This window comes from Crocinitomix catalasitica ATCC 23190 (assembly GCF_000621625.1).
Lineage (GTDB): Bacteria > Bacteroidota > Bacteroidia > Flavobacteriales_D > Crocinitomicaceae > Crocinitomix > Crocinitomix catalasitica.
The window spans coordinates 228629-244336 of record NZ_KK211318.1 but is presented as its reverse complement, the minus strand read 5'-3'; the positions used below and the strand labels follow the sequence as shown (position 1 = coordinate 244336).

At 34.5% G+C, this 15708-nt stretch carries 10 protein-coding genes; 2 read left to right on the top strand and 8 right to left on the bottom strand.

Annotated elements, in window-relative coordinates:
• Positions 1-231: 231 nt before the first annotated feature.
• Complete coding sequence (locus T367_RS0119545; RefSeq protein ID WP_027421339.1) at positions 232-747, top strand: DinB family protein; 516 nt, start codon at positions 232-234, stop codon at positions 745-747.
• An 84-nt stretch (positions 748-831) separates the two neighbouring features.
• On the top strand, positions 832-4227 hold the full coding sequence (locus T367_RS0119540) for a WD40 domain-containing protein (RefSeq protein WP_027421338.1): 3396 nt from the start codon (positions 832-834) through the stop codon (positions 4225-4227).
• Between the two features lie 110 nt (positions 4228-4337).
• Here the strand turns inward: T367_RS0119540 and T367_RS0119535 are convergent, their stop codons facing one another.
• From T367_RS0119535 to T367_RS0119500, 8 genes are all read right to left on the bottom strand, one after another.
• Complete coding sequence (locus T367_RS0119535) at positions 4338-4763, bottom strand: hypothetical protein (RefSeq protein WP_157454323.1); 426 nt, start codon at positions 4761-4763, stop codon at positions 4338-4340.
• A 108-nt stretch (positions 4764-4871) separates the two neighbouring features.
• The gene (locus T367_RS0119530; protein WP_035846403.1) at positions 4872-5615 is read right to left on the bottom strand and encodes a queuosine precursor transporter; all 744 of its coding nucleotides are present in this window, start codon (positions 5613-5615) and stop codon (positions 4872-4874) included.
• Positions 5616-5764: 149 nt separating this feature from the next.
• The gene (locus tag T367_RS0119525; protein ID WP_027421335.1) at positions 5765-9106 is read right to left on the bottom strand and encodes a T9SS type B sorting domain-containing protein; all 3342 of its coding nucleotides are present in this window, start codon (positions 9104-9106) and stop codon (positions 5765-5767) included.
• Between the two features lie 127 nt (positions 9107-9233).
• Positions 9234-9923: a hypothetical protein gene (locus tag T367_RS0119520; RefSeq protein ID WP_027421334.1), complete on the bottom strand. Its 690-nt coding sequence runs from the start codon at positions 9921-9923 to the stop codon at positions 9234-9236.
• Between the two features lie 19 nt (positions 9924-9942).
• A complete protein-coding gene (locus tag T367_RS0119515; RefSeq protein WP_027421333.1) occupies positions 9943-10416 on the bottom strand; it encodes a hypothetical protein in 474 nt (157 codons plus the stop codon).
• Between the two features lies 1 nt (position 10417).
• Positions 10418-11899 (bottom strand): histidine ammonia-lyase, encoded by a 1482-nt coding sequence (hutH, locus tag T367_RS0119510; RefSeq protein ID WP_027421332.1) that lies wholly within the window; start codon positions 11897-11899, stop codon positions 10418-10420.
• Between the two features lie 5 nt (positions 11900-11904).
• A complete protein-coding gene (hisS, locus tag T367_RS0119505) occupies positions 11905-13269 on the bottom strand; it encodes a histidine--tRNA ligase (RefSeq protein WP_027421331.1) in 1365 nt (454 codons plus the stop codon).
• 128 nt (positions 13270-13397) lie between these two features.
• A complete protein-coding gene (locus T367_RS0119500; RefSeq protein ID WP_027421330.1) occupies positions 13398-15665 on the bottom strand; it encodes a T9SS type A sorting domain-containing protein in 2268 nt (755 codons plus the stop codon).
• Positions 15666-15708 lie beyond the last annotated feature (43 nt).

Sequence of the window (15708 nt, the reverse complement as noted above, 5' to 3'; positions counted from 1 at the left end):
TACGAATTGAAAAATAAAGAGTTTAGTTTCTATCCACATTAATTTTGTTTTTTCGACAAATAGTTAATTTATTCTATGAAATAAACGATGAATCTACATTATATTTCAATTCTCATACTAATTATTAAATATGTTTGCTCAGGTCTTTTGCCAAAACAATAATTCAATTAATAAAAGGATGTACAATTCTTAAATAATAGGTAGATTTATATTCAAATTAAAAGGTCCAAAATGAAAAATCTAGCACTAAACTCATCACCAGAACATTACCATCAGTACATTAATCTTGTTGAAGATACTGATATAAAATCTATGTTAGAAAATGGCGGAATCGAACCTTATTTAGAAACGGTTGATATTTTAGATAATCTAGGAGATAAAGTTTATCAAGTAGGCAAATGGACAGTAAAAGAAATGTTACAACATTTAATTGATGTTGAACGTTTATTCATGAATCGTGCTTTGCGTTTTTTAAGAACCGATCCCACACCTGTTCCTGGTTTTGACCATGATAAATATGTTATGGTATCGCGGGTTGATCATTTAACTGTTGAAGAATTATTAGAGGAATATCAAATTCTCAGATTATCTACAGTACTCTTTTTTAAACATTTATCTGATGAGGAATTAAGTAGATCAGGGACAGCAAACGGTGTGAGTATTTCTTTAATTGCAATAGCTTTTATTCTGGTAGGACATCCTCTTCATCATTTTAAAGTTTTAGAAGAAAAGTATTTTGCCTTATAGATTCATTTGAATTGACAATTTTATCGAACAAAATTGGCTGTTTTAACGTATAGCTCAGTATTATTTTGTCTTAGAAAACATACTATGTACCAGAATTTACTTGCTTTATTTTTATTGCTATCAATTAATCTTGTTTACGGTCAAGAAACACGGCTCGAAACCATTTTACAAAAAGGACATTCTAAGTTTGTGACTTGCGCGGACTTTCATCCTTCTGGTGAATTCGTTGTTACTGGTGGATACGACAATGCTATTATCCTTTGGAATTTGAAATCGGGTAAAGAAATACGTGTTTACAATAGACATACCGCAAGTATTTGGTCTGTTGAATTTAGTATGGATGGCAATCAAATTCTATCTAGTTCTGCTGATCAGTCCATAAAATTATTCGATACCAGAACGGGGGATTTGATTCATTCAATGCCCTTTCCAAAGGATGACATTCGACAAGCTTACTTCAGTTATAATGGCCAACATATTATTGGCTTAAGTAATCGAGATGGGTTATTTATTTTTGATCGCATAACGGGTAAATTAATTGGAAATTATAAAAAAGAATTCGGTATTGGATATCAGCACGGCTTAATCGATCCAAGCGGTGAGAAAGTGATTAATTTAAAAAACAGTAATCAAATTGAAGTCATTTATATCAACACAAAAGATACGCTATTCAATATAGAATTTGATAGGGTATTCAGTAATGCCTTTAGTCCTGACGGAAAAAAAATAGCGATTGGTTCAACCCAATTATTCGCAATAATATATGATGCGAACAATGGTAAAAAATTATTAGATCTAGTTGACCCTTCGGTAACGGATCAATGCACAGGTTGTAATACCAAGATAGCTTGGAGCAATTCGAGTAAATACCTTATCACCATGTCTGGTAGAACACCTGCAACAATTTGGGATGCTACAACCGGTAAGATTGTTCAAACATTACTCAATGACGATACACGTCCAACGATGATGAAATTCAGTCCTGATGATAATTATGTACTGATAAATGCTAATGAGAAAGTTTATGTTTACAATGTAAAAACAGGTAAATTGACAGCTGAAATAGAACATGAAAAACTTAATTATTTCGATATCAATTTCAGTCCTGATAGTAAATCGTTCATCATTCCAGCCGCCAATAATACAGCGGCAACTTATGCAACTAAGAATGGTATAAAAGACGAAACTTTAAGCGGATATCTCAATCGCGACAGGGACGATGGTTTGCGTTATTCTTATTCGAGTTGGGCCGACTCTGGTATCTTAAAATATATTTCATTGCGGCGTGATTTCGAAATCAGTCCTGATGGCAAACATATTGTTATTGGTAATATAGATTCTACAGCATTACTGATAGAAATCACTACAGGACGGGTTGTCAAGACTTTTAAAGGTCATGGAAAAGTTGTTTTGGCCTTTGCTTTTTCTCCTGACGGAACAAAACTTGTAACTGCTGGAGGCGATAGATATACCAAAATTTGGGATGTGAATTCGGGAGAATTATTAGCAGAAAAAAGGCTCCATGTAAATGTAGTATTCGACCTTAATTTCAATTCAACAGGAACAAAGATCATTTCTTCTGGTTGGGATGGTCGTTTCGCTATTTGGGATTTACACTCTGATGATTTTCAGATAAGAGAAACCGAACAAGGCGCTCCTTATCGTGTTAACTTTTCTCCAAACGACTTGTATATTATTCTTACAGATTTAAATGGCAATACGCAATTCTGGGAAAGTGATGCACTTGAAGTATTCAGAGGATTGGTGGGACATTCGAGCATTGTAAGTGATTTTTATTTTAGTCCTAATGGAAAACAAATGGTGACTGCCTCATGGGATGGTACTGCTAAAGTTTGGGACATATTGAGTGGTATGTTAGTTAATAAACTAACCGCACATAATGGACCTGTATATTCGGTTGCTTGGGATCATAAAAACAGGTTTATCGCTTCGGCTGGTGCTGATAATATCATTCGTTTATGGAATCCAGAAAGCAATAAAGTATTACACGAACTACATGGACATAACGAGGTTATCACAGCTGTTAAGTTCACTCCAAACGGAGACCAATTAATCTCAATGAGCATTGAAGGACAGTTAAAAATATGGGATTTAAATTCGTTTACAGAAATCTATTCTCGCATTCAAATTTCCCGAGATGAATGGCTAAGTACTGTTCCTACAGGATATTTTGACGGAACTAAAGACGCGCTAAAAATGGTGAATTATGTGTCTGGAATGGAATCTTTACCGGTAGGATCTTTCTTTGATAAATACTTTTCGCCTGGTTTAATTAAAAGGATTAATGATGGTGAACGATTCAATGAAACGGGGCAAAACATTGAAGAATTAATGGATTCAAGTCCAGGTTTAACTTTTATTCTTGCAGATGGACGGAGAAATATTGCGACACAAACAGATTCGATTTATACCTCTGCAACTGAAAAAGTAAATATTGGTCTTGAGATTGAAGGTGATATTGCCAATTTGGAAGAAGTACGTGTTTATAATAATGGAAAATTAGTATTGATTGAATCACTCAATAATAACGTAACTTTTAGAGGTGGCAATAAAAATGTTCATTTTGTAGATTTACCTTTAAATGCTGGAGAGAATCATATTTCAGGATTTGTTATTAATAAAGATAAAATCGAATCAAATCCTTCGGATCTGATCATTCATTACGATACAAAGGCAACCAATTCTAACCTTTATATCTTGAGTATAGGTATTAATGATTATCAAAACCCCGCGTATCAATTGAATTATGCTGTGAATGATGCTAGATCTTTTACGAAAGCTTTAGCTGCTGGCGGAGATACATTATTCAGTGAAATAATGACATACAATATTGAAAATAGCCGAGCGAATAAACTAGAAATATTAGCGACAATAGAAACGATTAAGCAGCAGATTAGACCCCAAGATGTTTTTGTATTCTATTACGCTGGTCATGGCGTAATGAGTGATAAAAGTAAAGAGAATGAGGCCGACTTTTTTATAGTCACACAAGATATTTTAAACCTTTATGGTGATCCCAATACATTATTCGAGAAGGCAATCTCAGCGAAAGAGCTCATGCAATATTCAATGGAAATTATTGCTGAAAAACAGTTATTTGTTTTAGATGCTTGTCATTCAGGTGGTGCAATAAATCAACTGGCTTTGCGCGGTGACGGTAGAGAAAAGGCTTTGGCTCAATTGGCAAGGAGCACAGGTACTTTCTTCTTAACAGCTTCTCAGAATGCGCAATACGCGAACGAAGTTGGAAATTTAAAGCATGGTCTGTTTACTTATGCACTATTGGAAATTATTGAAGGGCAAATCAAGGACAATGGTGACAACAAATTAACGATTAATGAGATGAAAACTTATGTAGAGGATCGAGTTCCAGAATTATCAGAAACGTATCAAGGATCACCGCAATACCCTACTTCCTATTCTTTCGGGCAAGATTTTCCTTTGGTTATATTGAAGTAATATCTACTAATTATATAAGAGAAATATTCTGATTAAAACTTATTGGAGTACATAAAGAACAATGCTATAATCTTGTTAATGCGTAAAACTGAAATTAATTTGGTTGGAATTTATCTCGCCACTTTTTTCAATACAACTGTATCCACCTTCTCAAATGTTGTTGGCCTTCTAGAATCGTTATAATTTAAACAGAGCACCATATCTCCTGTTGAGTTGAATTTATAAATACCAGGGATCCGCAATAACTCAATATCACCATCGGCCAATTTAAGAATGAAATCAATATGACTTTTCTCATTCGTATCGTCAATAACGTAAGTTAAATTAACAGGGTTACCTTCCATTTCAAAACCATCACCACCTAAAGTATCTCCTTTTACTAAAATGTACGCTCCACCACTTTCATCCAATTTAATGAATCCAATATCTCCATTCTGTTCACCTTGCCACATACCAAGATGTGAAGGTTTCTCATCAACACACCCCACTATTAAGATAAATAAACAGAAAAAAATATAGGGGAACAATTTTGACATTTTAAAAAAAATAGATTTGAATTTCTAATCCGATAAAAATACGATTTTTTAATTAAAACGCTAAATTTATAAATAGAAAGGACTCCGTTGAATATTGAGATTACTCAACTATTTTTCAATGTGACCTGCTTTTATATATTGGGTTAAGTATTTAACTCCAAAATAAAACGGAATAGTATCCAATAAACTTGTCACAAATTTAAATAAATAACTTGCCGTTATAAAGTAGATTAATGGTTCTGTAATATTCCCAAAAGCATCTTTTGGAAGCGCATCAGCATAATAATGTGTAATTAAAATAACAGCGATAGAATCAACCAATTGACTAACTAATGTTGATCCATTATTTCTTAACCATAAGTATTTCCCGCCTGTTTTCTTTTTCAAATAATGAAATATTTGAACATCAATAAATTGAGCTGAAATGTAAGCAATCATACTTGCGGAGGTTGCTGCAAATGTTGCTGTACGCACCTCATAGAAAATCCAACCATTTGTATTTGGAATCACATTTCCTAAATCATCTAATTCCGGTCCTGGCGGTAACACTCCACCAATCCAAATAATAAAAAGTACCCATAAATTCAAGATAAGGCCCATCCAAACAACCATATTGGCCCGTTTTTTACCGAATAATTCACTTATAAAATCAGTACATAAAAATGTAATGGGATAAGCCAAAACCCCAATCGCTATAGGAAAAGGAATTTCATTGCCAAAGAACACAAAATCGAGCGAAATAAACTTCGTAATACCTAAAATATTGAGCATTGTAAGGGAACCCAAAAAAAGGCCACTCAACACCATAAAAACCCATTCAGCTCTCCTATTTTTTCGTTCTAGTTCAAACATCTTGTTTTTTCTTTCAATAAGGACCTTTTTACAAAATCTATTAATTAAAAAATATATCTACTTGAACAAAACTAGTGAAATATGCAGTTCTCAGCGCGAAAGCAAGTTGAAATTTAGAATTGTTAGTAAGAAATTATAGGCGTTACTGATTATTGCCCACCGATTAATAAGGCTACTGTTCCTCTAAATTGATACTCCTTTGCATTACGATCAGTAATTGCTAGGAAATAAACATACATACCTTCTTCGTGTATCCGATTGAAGACATTATTATATCCATCCCATCCTTCGTAAGGATCGTCAGATTGAAAAATTATTTCCCCCCAACGATTATAAATCTGCAGTTGATAAGAATCAAATTCGTACAAAGAAACAACTGGTAGAAAAACAGGATTAGCCCCATTCACAACAAAAGCATTTGGAATATAAACCAATGGTTCAACAACTGCGCAAGCCGTATTTGAAAAAGATGTCTCGCTGAATCCATAAGAATTAATTGTTTCAACTGCTTCAACGCGGTAACAAAATTGACCTTGTGAATTAATAAATTCAGACACATCATCAACAAAAGATCTTACACCTGGCAAAGTTGTAGCAATAGGTGTATCATCAAAAACGCCATTTTCACCCCGGTAAATATTATACCTTTTAACATTCCCATCAAAGCCATAATAGCTTGTCCATGACAGGGTATGTTTCATTTCAACGTGATCTGTAGTAATCTCGAGAAAACTAGTTGTCACCAGGTTTGATTTTTGACCTATGTTACCACAAGTGTCAATGATGTTAATTTGATATTGATAAGCCCCTCTTTCTGGAAAGACATTTTCGTCATAAATTGACATAAAGTCGGAAACGGTGGAAGTGAAATTTGTTACTGAAACAAAATCAGACTCATAAGGAGCTTTAACAATCACATTGTATTCTTTAACAGTCGCACTTATATCTGAATACAATAATAATTCAACATCATTACCCAATGTATGTGTAGCAGTCGCTAAATAATGAAAATCAGGTTCACTTGGTGGTGATGCTAATCGACAGATCTTATTAGAATAAGAAATAGAATCGTTTACAGAAGTTGCGCGCACAACGAAACAGTATTTGGTTCCATAATCAATATTGGTATGATTGTATTTTAATGCTGCTGTTGTAATTGTTTTTGTTAATTCAAACGGACCGTCATTAACACTTACCATTACTTCGTATTTCGCCGTTTCTTCTATCCAACCTTCATAAGGTGTCCAAACCAAGTTAATTGTTCGTGCACAAAGATCATATTCTTCAACCAAGAAGATTGTTGTATGCCCCTCACTCAATGCTGAAGTTTGATAAGTTGGCGGCACTATATCTGTGTAACAAGAATCGAAAGCTGCAATACGGTACCCTTCTGGACCAAAAGATGCTTCAGTTGCGGCATTGGAATAAGTTGTATTGTCTATTCCATAAACAGTATCAATGGCTTCCCAAATACCATCTTTCAGCCAAAAGATGATATAGCCATAGGTATCACTCTGATTGTTTTTATTCCAGCTAATATCTACAAAACCTGTCTCACAATTTACAGAAACCCAGTCTAGTTTAGGAATATCTGGAGCAGAAAAATCTTTTAATATTGCCCCTTCAACATTCGAAGTAGACGTACATCCAGCGTCGTGATTTACGCGAATTTCGTAGGACATAAAATCTTCACAAATATCTACTGTATCCGTAAATTCATTAATTCCGTAATCTCTAGTCCCCCTCAAGATCCATGTTCCAACAGGATACTCTCTATAAATTTCTTGTACTACATCTTCTCCCACTTGAATTGGATCATGCGTATTGTTCCATCGCAACCTCACACGACCATCCAATAGATCATTTAGAGACATAAACATACTACTGAGCGTATCGCTAACGGACTCATTACCTCCATCACAACCATAAAGTGTTTTAATAAAGTAACTTTTTGATACAAGATCTGCCCCTGCTCCAACTACAGTATACGTATTTGTTCCAATTAAAGGAATAGTAGTTATAAATCCATCAGTTGTCGACCATACTTCATAAGCCAAGAACGCACCTTCTGGATCTGCCGGTGGTGACCAATTCAGAACGACATCACCACTAGGTAACACATCAATACAATCCAGATCAGGAGCAGCTACTTCGCCTCTATTTTTAAGTTTTATTCGAACAGTTTTATAGGTCTGACCAGGCACTGTACAATAGTCATCCTTCGCGTTCAGCACAAAAGTATATACTTGTTCTTGCTGTTGCACACCACAAGCATCAAATAAATGATCACATGAAGTTTGCCAATTAAAATTAGTTGTCAATCCTTGAATTCCTTGAATTATTGGAGGCGTATCTAATGTAGCACAAGGCAAATAATCACAACCAGAAGCTGGATCGACTAATCCAGTACCAAAATAATTACCTGTTGGAATAAGTGTAACAGTTTGCGGCGTTCCATCTTGCAGAACTTCCATGTCGCGAATGACGATATCAAAATTAATTAAATCACCAGCAAAAAATTCGGCATCGAAAGTTCCATCAATAAAAGGCGGATCAATAGTCGGTGCTGTATTATCATATCCTAAACAAGGAATTACAACCAATTGTGATTCTCTATTAATTGTAGCGATTAATATGCCATCTCGATAGCAATCAATTCTTTGAGCAAAGCCAAAATTTCCAGGCGTATTCGATTTGAAGGCAATATTTCCTGTTTCAGTATTCATACTAGCAGGAATATTTAATGCATCAAAAGACGCATCTGGCGTAGGATTATTAAAAGCAAAACCAGCTTCGAAAGGCACTGGTGCTGGATTCGTTGGAGGATCAAAAGTACCTGAAGGAAAGTGGTCTAAAGGAACGCCCCATGAGAACACCAACGAATCATTATCTGGATCAAAAGCATTGGCATCAAAATTAAATACAGAACCACTGCAAAGAAGCATGTAAGGATCTTGCGCAAATTGTGGAGATGAGTCTAAACACGAACCGTCAGGTAAAGCGTACATTATAGAAGACAATGTAAAGCCGTATGCGTAAGGGTCTGTTATATTGTCTACATCCCAATTTCGAGAAAATGAATCGTAAGTAAAAGCCCAGCCAGCAGCAGGTGGTGTACCCGTTAATAAAATTGGAGCTGAACGGTAAACGTATTTTTGAATTGCTCCAGGACCTGACCCGCCTCCTGGGCCTACGCCACAATCAATTTCTGAGGGGCTACCTGGAACGACCGAACAATCTGGAGATAAATCTGTCGAACTTAAAAAATCACATGCAATTGAAGTCACTACGTCGTGATTCCAGACTCTTAAATCTAAACTTGGATCGATGATATCAAGACCATTACAATCTCGATAAATAACCAAAGTAAACTCGAAATTATCACCTCCTAAAGCACGCCAAGTAATTTCTCCCCCCATTAAATGAGCAGCATGAATTGGCTTCGCAAAAAAACCAATAAACAAGATTAAAATGAGTTGTTTTAAATACATCTACTCTTAGAACGTAAAATTCCTACTTTTATTTAATACGATAACCAAGTCGTTTGGTTGCTATTAAAGCTTTGCAATTAGGGACTTTTAACATATAATTAAGATTTAAAATCAGGAGCAAAAATTACTACTCAATTCCAAAGTCAGCAACTGTATAAAATAGTTCCGGACCTTTTTGAATATTGGTTGTATCAAATTCGTCTATTTGCAAGTCCTTAAAGACACTGTAAATCTTACCTATACCTGGCGCATATACGGCTTTTTTAACCCGATGATCAACGAACGAAGTGAAGTTTTCACAGACAGCTGTTACACTTGAATCAAAAGCGATATCATTAATGGAGAATGGTTCATAAATTTTATCATAAAAACATTCATGTTCAGAACCGTCATTTAGTGCATTATCGTTCCAACTTCTATTATAAGCAATCGCGAATATCATTTCAATCTTTCGATTATTCTCATCGACAACCTCAGCGGTTGTTCCCGTTCGTTTAATTGTCCATACATCTTTAATCGACCAGCTTAAGGTATCATTCAACCTTTTAAATCGTCGTAATTTAAATGCTTGCTCGCCTTCACCATCAATAAATTCTTCACCGATTACTTCTTTAATTTGATAACGCGAAGTATCATGTGCGGGCTCTAGAACGATATCGTGAAAAATATCAACAACATCATATACCACGAATTTTCCGGTTTCAATTGGAAAATATTCATACCCATAAACAATTGATTTAGGCTCATCTTTTTTACAAGCACTTAATCCTATCAATATTACAGGAATAAAAATTAAATATTTTAAAATAGTATTCATGGTATTGTTTCAATTATTACTACGACATTCGTTTCAATTGCGAACCATACATCAAGCTAAATATCAAACCAATAATACCCGTAAACATCAGCATTACTGTTCCAATAGTCATTCCTTGATAAAAGTAGGTAATTAATAGCAATGGAATAATACTATATGCTAAATACAGATAGAATCCCATTTTCGTCAGTCTGAACATTAAAAATACGCCGATAAAACCAATTATCAAATTCATCAATGTTACGATATTGATCAGATAGAAATTATCATTCGTTATCACCATATAATTAGTAAACTCTTCAAAAAGCCATCCCATCATATTAATAACTTCTAGATCTTGCCCTTCTAACATCGCTATTCTGGCCATCTCTATCTCTTCAGGAGATGATTGTCCTTGCATGAAAGAAAACATTACCAACAAGAAATTGAAGCCAATATAAACCCATGACAAAACACAAAACACCAATAATGCATCGCCTCTTTCTTCTTTCATTTTAAATACTTTTTACAAAATTTATAGATGCTGCAATTAGTGGTTGAAGATAAGTATCATTCTCTACAAATGGAACTTTTTTTCTGTATTCCTTAACAATTGCTTCTATTTTAGGGCTTGATTTTAAAGGTCTTCTAAATTCTAAAGCCTGTGCTGCGTTTAACAATTCAACACCTAAAACTTTGTATAGATTATCAATTATGCGGTACATTTTAGTCGCGCTATTCGCGCCCATACTTACATGGTCTTCTTGCCCATTTGATGATTCAATCGAATCTACCGAAGCGGGATTTGCTAAATGTTTATTTTGACTTACAACTGACGCTGCAGCATATTGGGGAATCATAAAACCAGAATTTATACCTGGGTTAGCGACCAAGAAAGCCGGTAATTTTCTATTTCCTGCGATTAGTTTATAAATTCTACGTTCAGAAATACTTCCCAATTCAGCAATTGCAATCGCTAAAAAATCTAAAGAGATAGCCAATGGCTGACCATGAAAGTTTCCTGCTGAAACGATTTCATCTTCATCAGGGAAAATTGTTGGATTATCTGTTACAGCGTTAATTTCGCGTTCAAAAATTCCTTTTACATGCGCAATAGCATCTTTTGTTGCACCATGCACTTGTGGTATGCATCTATAAGAATATGGATCTTGCACATGTGCCTTTTCTTGCGTAATGATTTCACTTCCAGCCAAGGTTTCTCGAACAATACGTGCCGTTTCTATTTGTCCAGTTTGCTGACGAATGGCATTTACATTGTGATTAAAAGGATTAATTCTTGCGTCATATCCATCAATAGAAATACATGCTATCAAATCCGCTTTTTCAGAAATATCTTCAGCTTTAATCATACACCAAACACCATAACTACTCATGAACTGCGTTCCATTCAATAAAGCCAAACCTTCTTTTGATTGTAAAACAAGCGGTTCCCAATTCATTTTAGCTAACATCTCAGCACCAGTCATTCTAACACCATCAAAATCCACATGTCCTTCGCCTAAAATTGGCAATGATAAATGTGCCAAAGGAGCAAGATCACCAGAAGCACCTAACGAACCTTGTTCGTATACTACAGGAAAGATATCGTTATTATAAAACCCGATCAATCGTTCGACAGTTGCCAATTGAACTCCTGAATGCCCATAAGACAAACCTTGTATCTTGAGCAATAGCATCAATTTCACAATTTCATGCGGCACCTCATCTCCCATTCCACATGCGTGAGAAACAACAAGGTTTCGTTGTAATTGACTCAAATCATTTTTTGAAATATGTGTATCACATAACGAACCGAATCCGGTATTGATTCCGTAAAAAATATGCTCACCCGATGACATTTTATCATCTAGATATTGTCGACATTTAAGTACTTTATTTTTGGAAACAGTTGATAATTCGAGTTGACAATTGCTTTCTAAAATTTCTTTTATTTTGGCAATCGTTAAATGATCTCCATTAATCTGATGTGTTGTCATAAAAATTATAGCTGATTAATAAATTCGCTTGTTGACATTGTGTCTTGATCTCCGCTCACCATATTTTTTAGGGTAATCGAATCATTATTCATTTCATTATCGCCTATTAAAATGACATAAGGAAAACCTCTATCATTGGCATATTTCATTTGTTTTTTCATTGATTTAGCTTCAGGATAAACCTCACATGATACATTTTTATCACGTATTTGTTTTGCTAAATTCAGACATGCATCTTGTTCTTTCTCACCAAAATTAATGAAAAGATATTGTGTTGCAGCCATCAATTCTGTAGGAAATAAATCCAATTCGGTCATCACATCGTAAATTCGATCTGCACCAAATGAAATTCCTACACCCGACATATCTTTTAATCCAAATAATGCTGTTAAGTCGTCATAACGTCCACCACCACAAATACTACCAATTTTCACATTATTAGCCGCTACTTCAAAAATTGCGCCTGTATAATAATTCAATCCTCTTGCTAGGGTTACTTCTAATTCGAGTTTTGCTTTATCTAAACCTAAAGATTTAATACGATTTAAAACAAACTTTAATTCATCGATACCTTTTAATCCGACTTCAGATTCGGCCAAATAAGCCTCCAATTGTTTAATTTTCTCATCATTATTCCCAGATAAATCAAATAATGGGTCAATCTTAGTAATTGCTTCCTGAGAAATACCTCTTTCCACCAATTCTTTGACTACGCCTTCTTTTCCAATTTTATCTAATTTATCGATAGCCACTGTAATGGGAACTAATTTTTCAGATTCACCACACACTTCAGCAATACCAGAAAGAATTTTACGGTTATTAATTTTTATGGTGAAGTCAGTCAGTCCTAACTTACTTAGTACTTCGTCAAAGATTTGAATCAATTCGATTTCATAAATCAATGAATCACTGCCAACAACGTCAGCATCACATTGATAGAATTCGCGGTATCGTCCTTTTTGTGGACGATCTGCTCTCCAAACGGGTTGAATTTGAAAACGTTTAAACGGGAAACTTAATTCGTTTTGATTCTGTACTACATATCTAGCAAATGGTACAGTCAAATCATATCTCAAAGCCTTTTCTGAAAGAGAATTCGCGAATCTAACCAAGTTTTCCTCCTCAAAAGCTTTTGTATCCGCTTTCTTTAGGGTATCACCAGAATTTAGCACTCTAAAAATTAATCGATCACCTTCTTCACCGTATTTCCCCATCAAGGTTTCTGTTTTCTCCATTGATGGTGTTTCGATGGGTAAAAAACCGAATTTTTCAAATACGTTTTTAATGGTTGAGAAAATATAATTCCGTTTTACCATTGTTAGTGGTAAAAAATCTCTTGTTCCTTTTACTATTGAAGGTTTTGCGCTCATTTTAATAAATTGATAAGGCTACAAATTTAAGACTTTCAATGAGAATAAAAATTGCGATTTTCATCTTCATGTAACAAAGTTTAAACAATGTGAAAATAAAGAAAGAATAAGTACAATAAAATTACTGTTTAATACACGATTAATTTTTCAGTAAATATTGAATTTTGATCAGTAATTTTGACCAAATAAGTTCCTTTTGCCACATTATTCAGGTCAACTGAAACAAGATTCGAATTTGGTTTAACCCGTAATAAACTTCTCCCACTTAGGTCAATCAATTCTATAGAAGTTGACTTTAATTGTGCATAAGTTAAACTACCAAGATCCATTGTTACGGCTTGTTTTGTTGGATTAGGATAAATTTTAACATCTACTAGATTGTCATGCGCTGCAATTCCAACAACAGAAATTGGTGCAGACTCAAAAAATCCAACGCCCCCTCTTCTATTCCCTAAAACCATTTCAAATCGGTCATCTCCATTTAGGTTTGCTATTGCTGGAGCTGCGTAGGTCCCTATATTAATATAATCTATATGCATATCCACAAGGTTAAATTCACCCGTAAGGTTATCTTCGATATTATCATAGTAGTATAAAAATCCAAGTTTAGATCCTACTATTAAATGATATTCACCACCTATTTCTATAAATTGTGGAATAGCGTGCCCTTCTATAAATCCTTCTCCAGAAACGTTTACATCACCTAGATTTGGGTTTGTATTTGTAAAAGCATAATCTGAAATAGATCCAGTATTTTCCAAATATTGTAGTTTTCCCGTTCGCCTTCCGATCACTAAATCTAGATCACCATCGCGATCTAAATCTGTTAAATTAGGATAAGCATAAGTCCCTGAAAAAACAGGAGAACCGGTAGCGTCATTCAAAGTAATAAATGTATTAAATATGGCTGGATTACCTGCGCCACCAGTATTCTCAAGGTAATAACAGTAGCCTGTATACTCACCCAAAATCATATCTTCATCACCATCATTATCAAGATCTCCAAAAGCAGGATAGAAGAATAATGTTGCGCCTATTCCCATGGTTGATAAGTCCTGATAATCTTCCGTTATAAATGTAAATTCAGGTTCCGTTTCTGTACCTGTATTTTCATAATAAGATATTCTAGAGATTTGACCTCCTGAAATTGGATTGTATTCTCCTTGACTTGAAACCAATAAATCTAATAACCCATCACCATTGTGATCAAAAAAAATGGGTAATGCACCAGTTCCAATATCTATCATTTCAGACTGTAAGAAGTTTTCAGTTCTATGTTGAAAATCGGGTTCAGTATCTGCCCCTTCATTCTCATATAACCAAACACTTTCTTTATTAACAGATGCTATTTTTGCATTCGGAGAAACAATAAGATCACGTATATTATCATTGTTTACATCGACATGATAACCTGCAGGAAAAATCGGCATATCCACAGCAATTGATGAAGACGGAAAAGCAGGGTCAACTGATCCCATACCCGAATTTGTATTCACTTCTTCTCCAGTATTCATTAATAAAGTAAGGTTTTTATATGAAATATCACCTAAAACAAGATCTAAAACGCCTGAATCATCCATATCTAGTGCCAACAGTGTTGATCCTGAATGTCTATCTTGATGATCCGTTGCACGACCATAATTCCGCGCAAATTCTAAACCTAAACTTTCTTCATCACAAGGATAATCTAAAGTATCCCATAATTCAATATCATTAGATCCACTGTCTTCTCGGAACCTTCCCCAACAAATATTTTTAGTTTCGTAGAGAATAGAATCACAAACCCCATAAGTTTCAACACTTAAATTCTTATGATATTCTACAGCTGTCCCCAATACACCAAATCCAAGAATATCTATATCACCATCGCCATCCACATCAACTAAGGCTGGAATATCTTGCGAACTTAGATACATATACGCATAGCCGTCGTAAATATAAGTTTGAAGCAATTCTACTTCAATTTCAAAACTATTTCCATCGATTACATTCCCTACATTTTTATATAAAGATGTTCCACCAATATTATAAGAGAATATATCCATTAATCCATCGCAATTATAATCGACTAATAAAGCCCAATCATGCAGATTATCCGGAAAATCAGATTCGTATTCAGGCGCATATTGAAAATCATTTTCACCGGGACCACCATTTTGCACGAATGTTAAAATCTTATTACATGTTCTATCAAAAACAAAAAGATCGTTCACGCCATCAAAATTCAGATCAATATTTGAAAATTGACAATAATCCATTCCACCCGCCCAGGGGAATTTTTGTGTAATATCATCTTTGATTACTTGCGTTTCAGTATTGTACTCAAAACCAAATTGAGCAAAAGTAGTTTGAAACGTAGTGATAATACAAAGTGAGCCAATAATCAGTTTTAACATGTATAATTTATTTAAGCACTAAATTAAAGAAGATATACATATA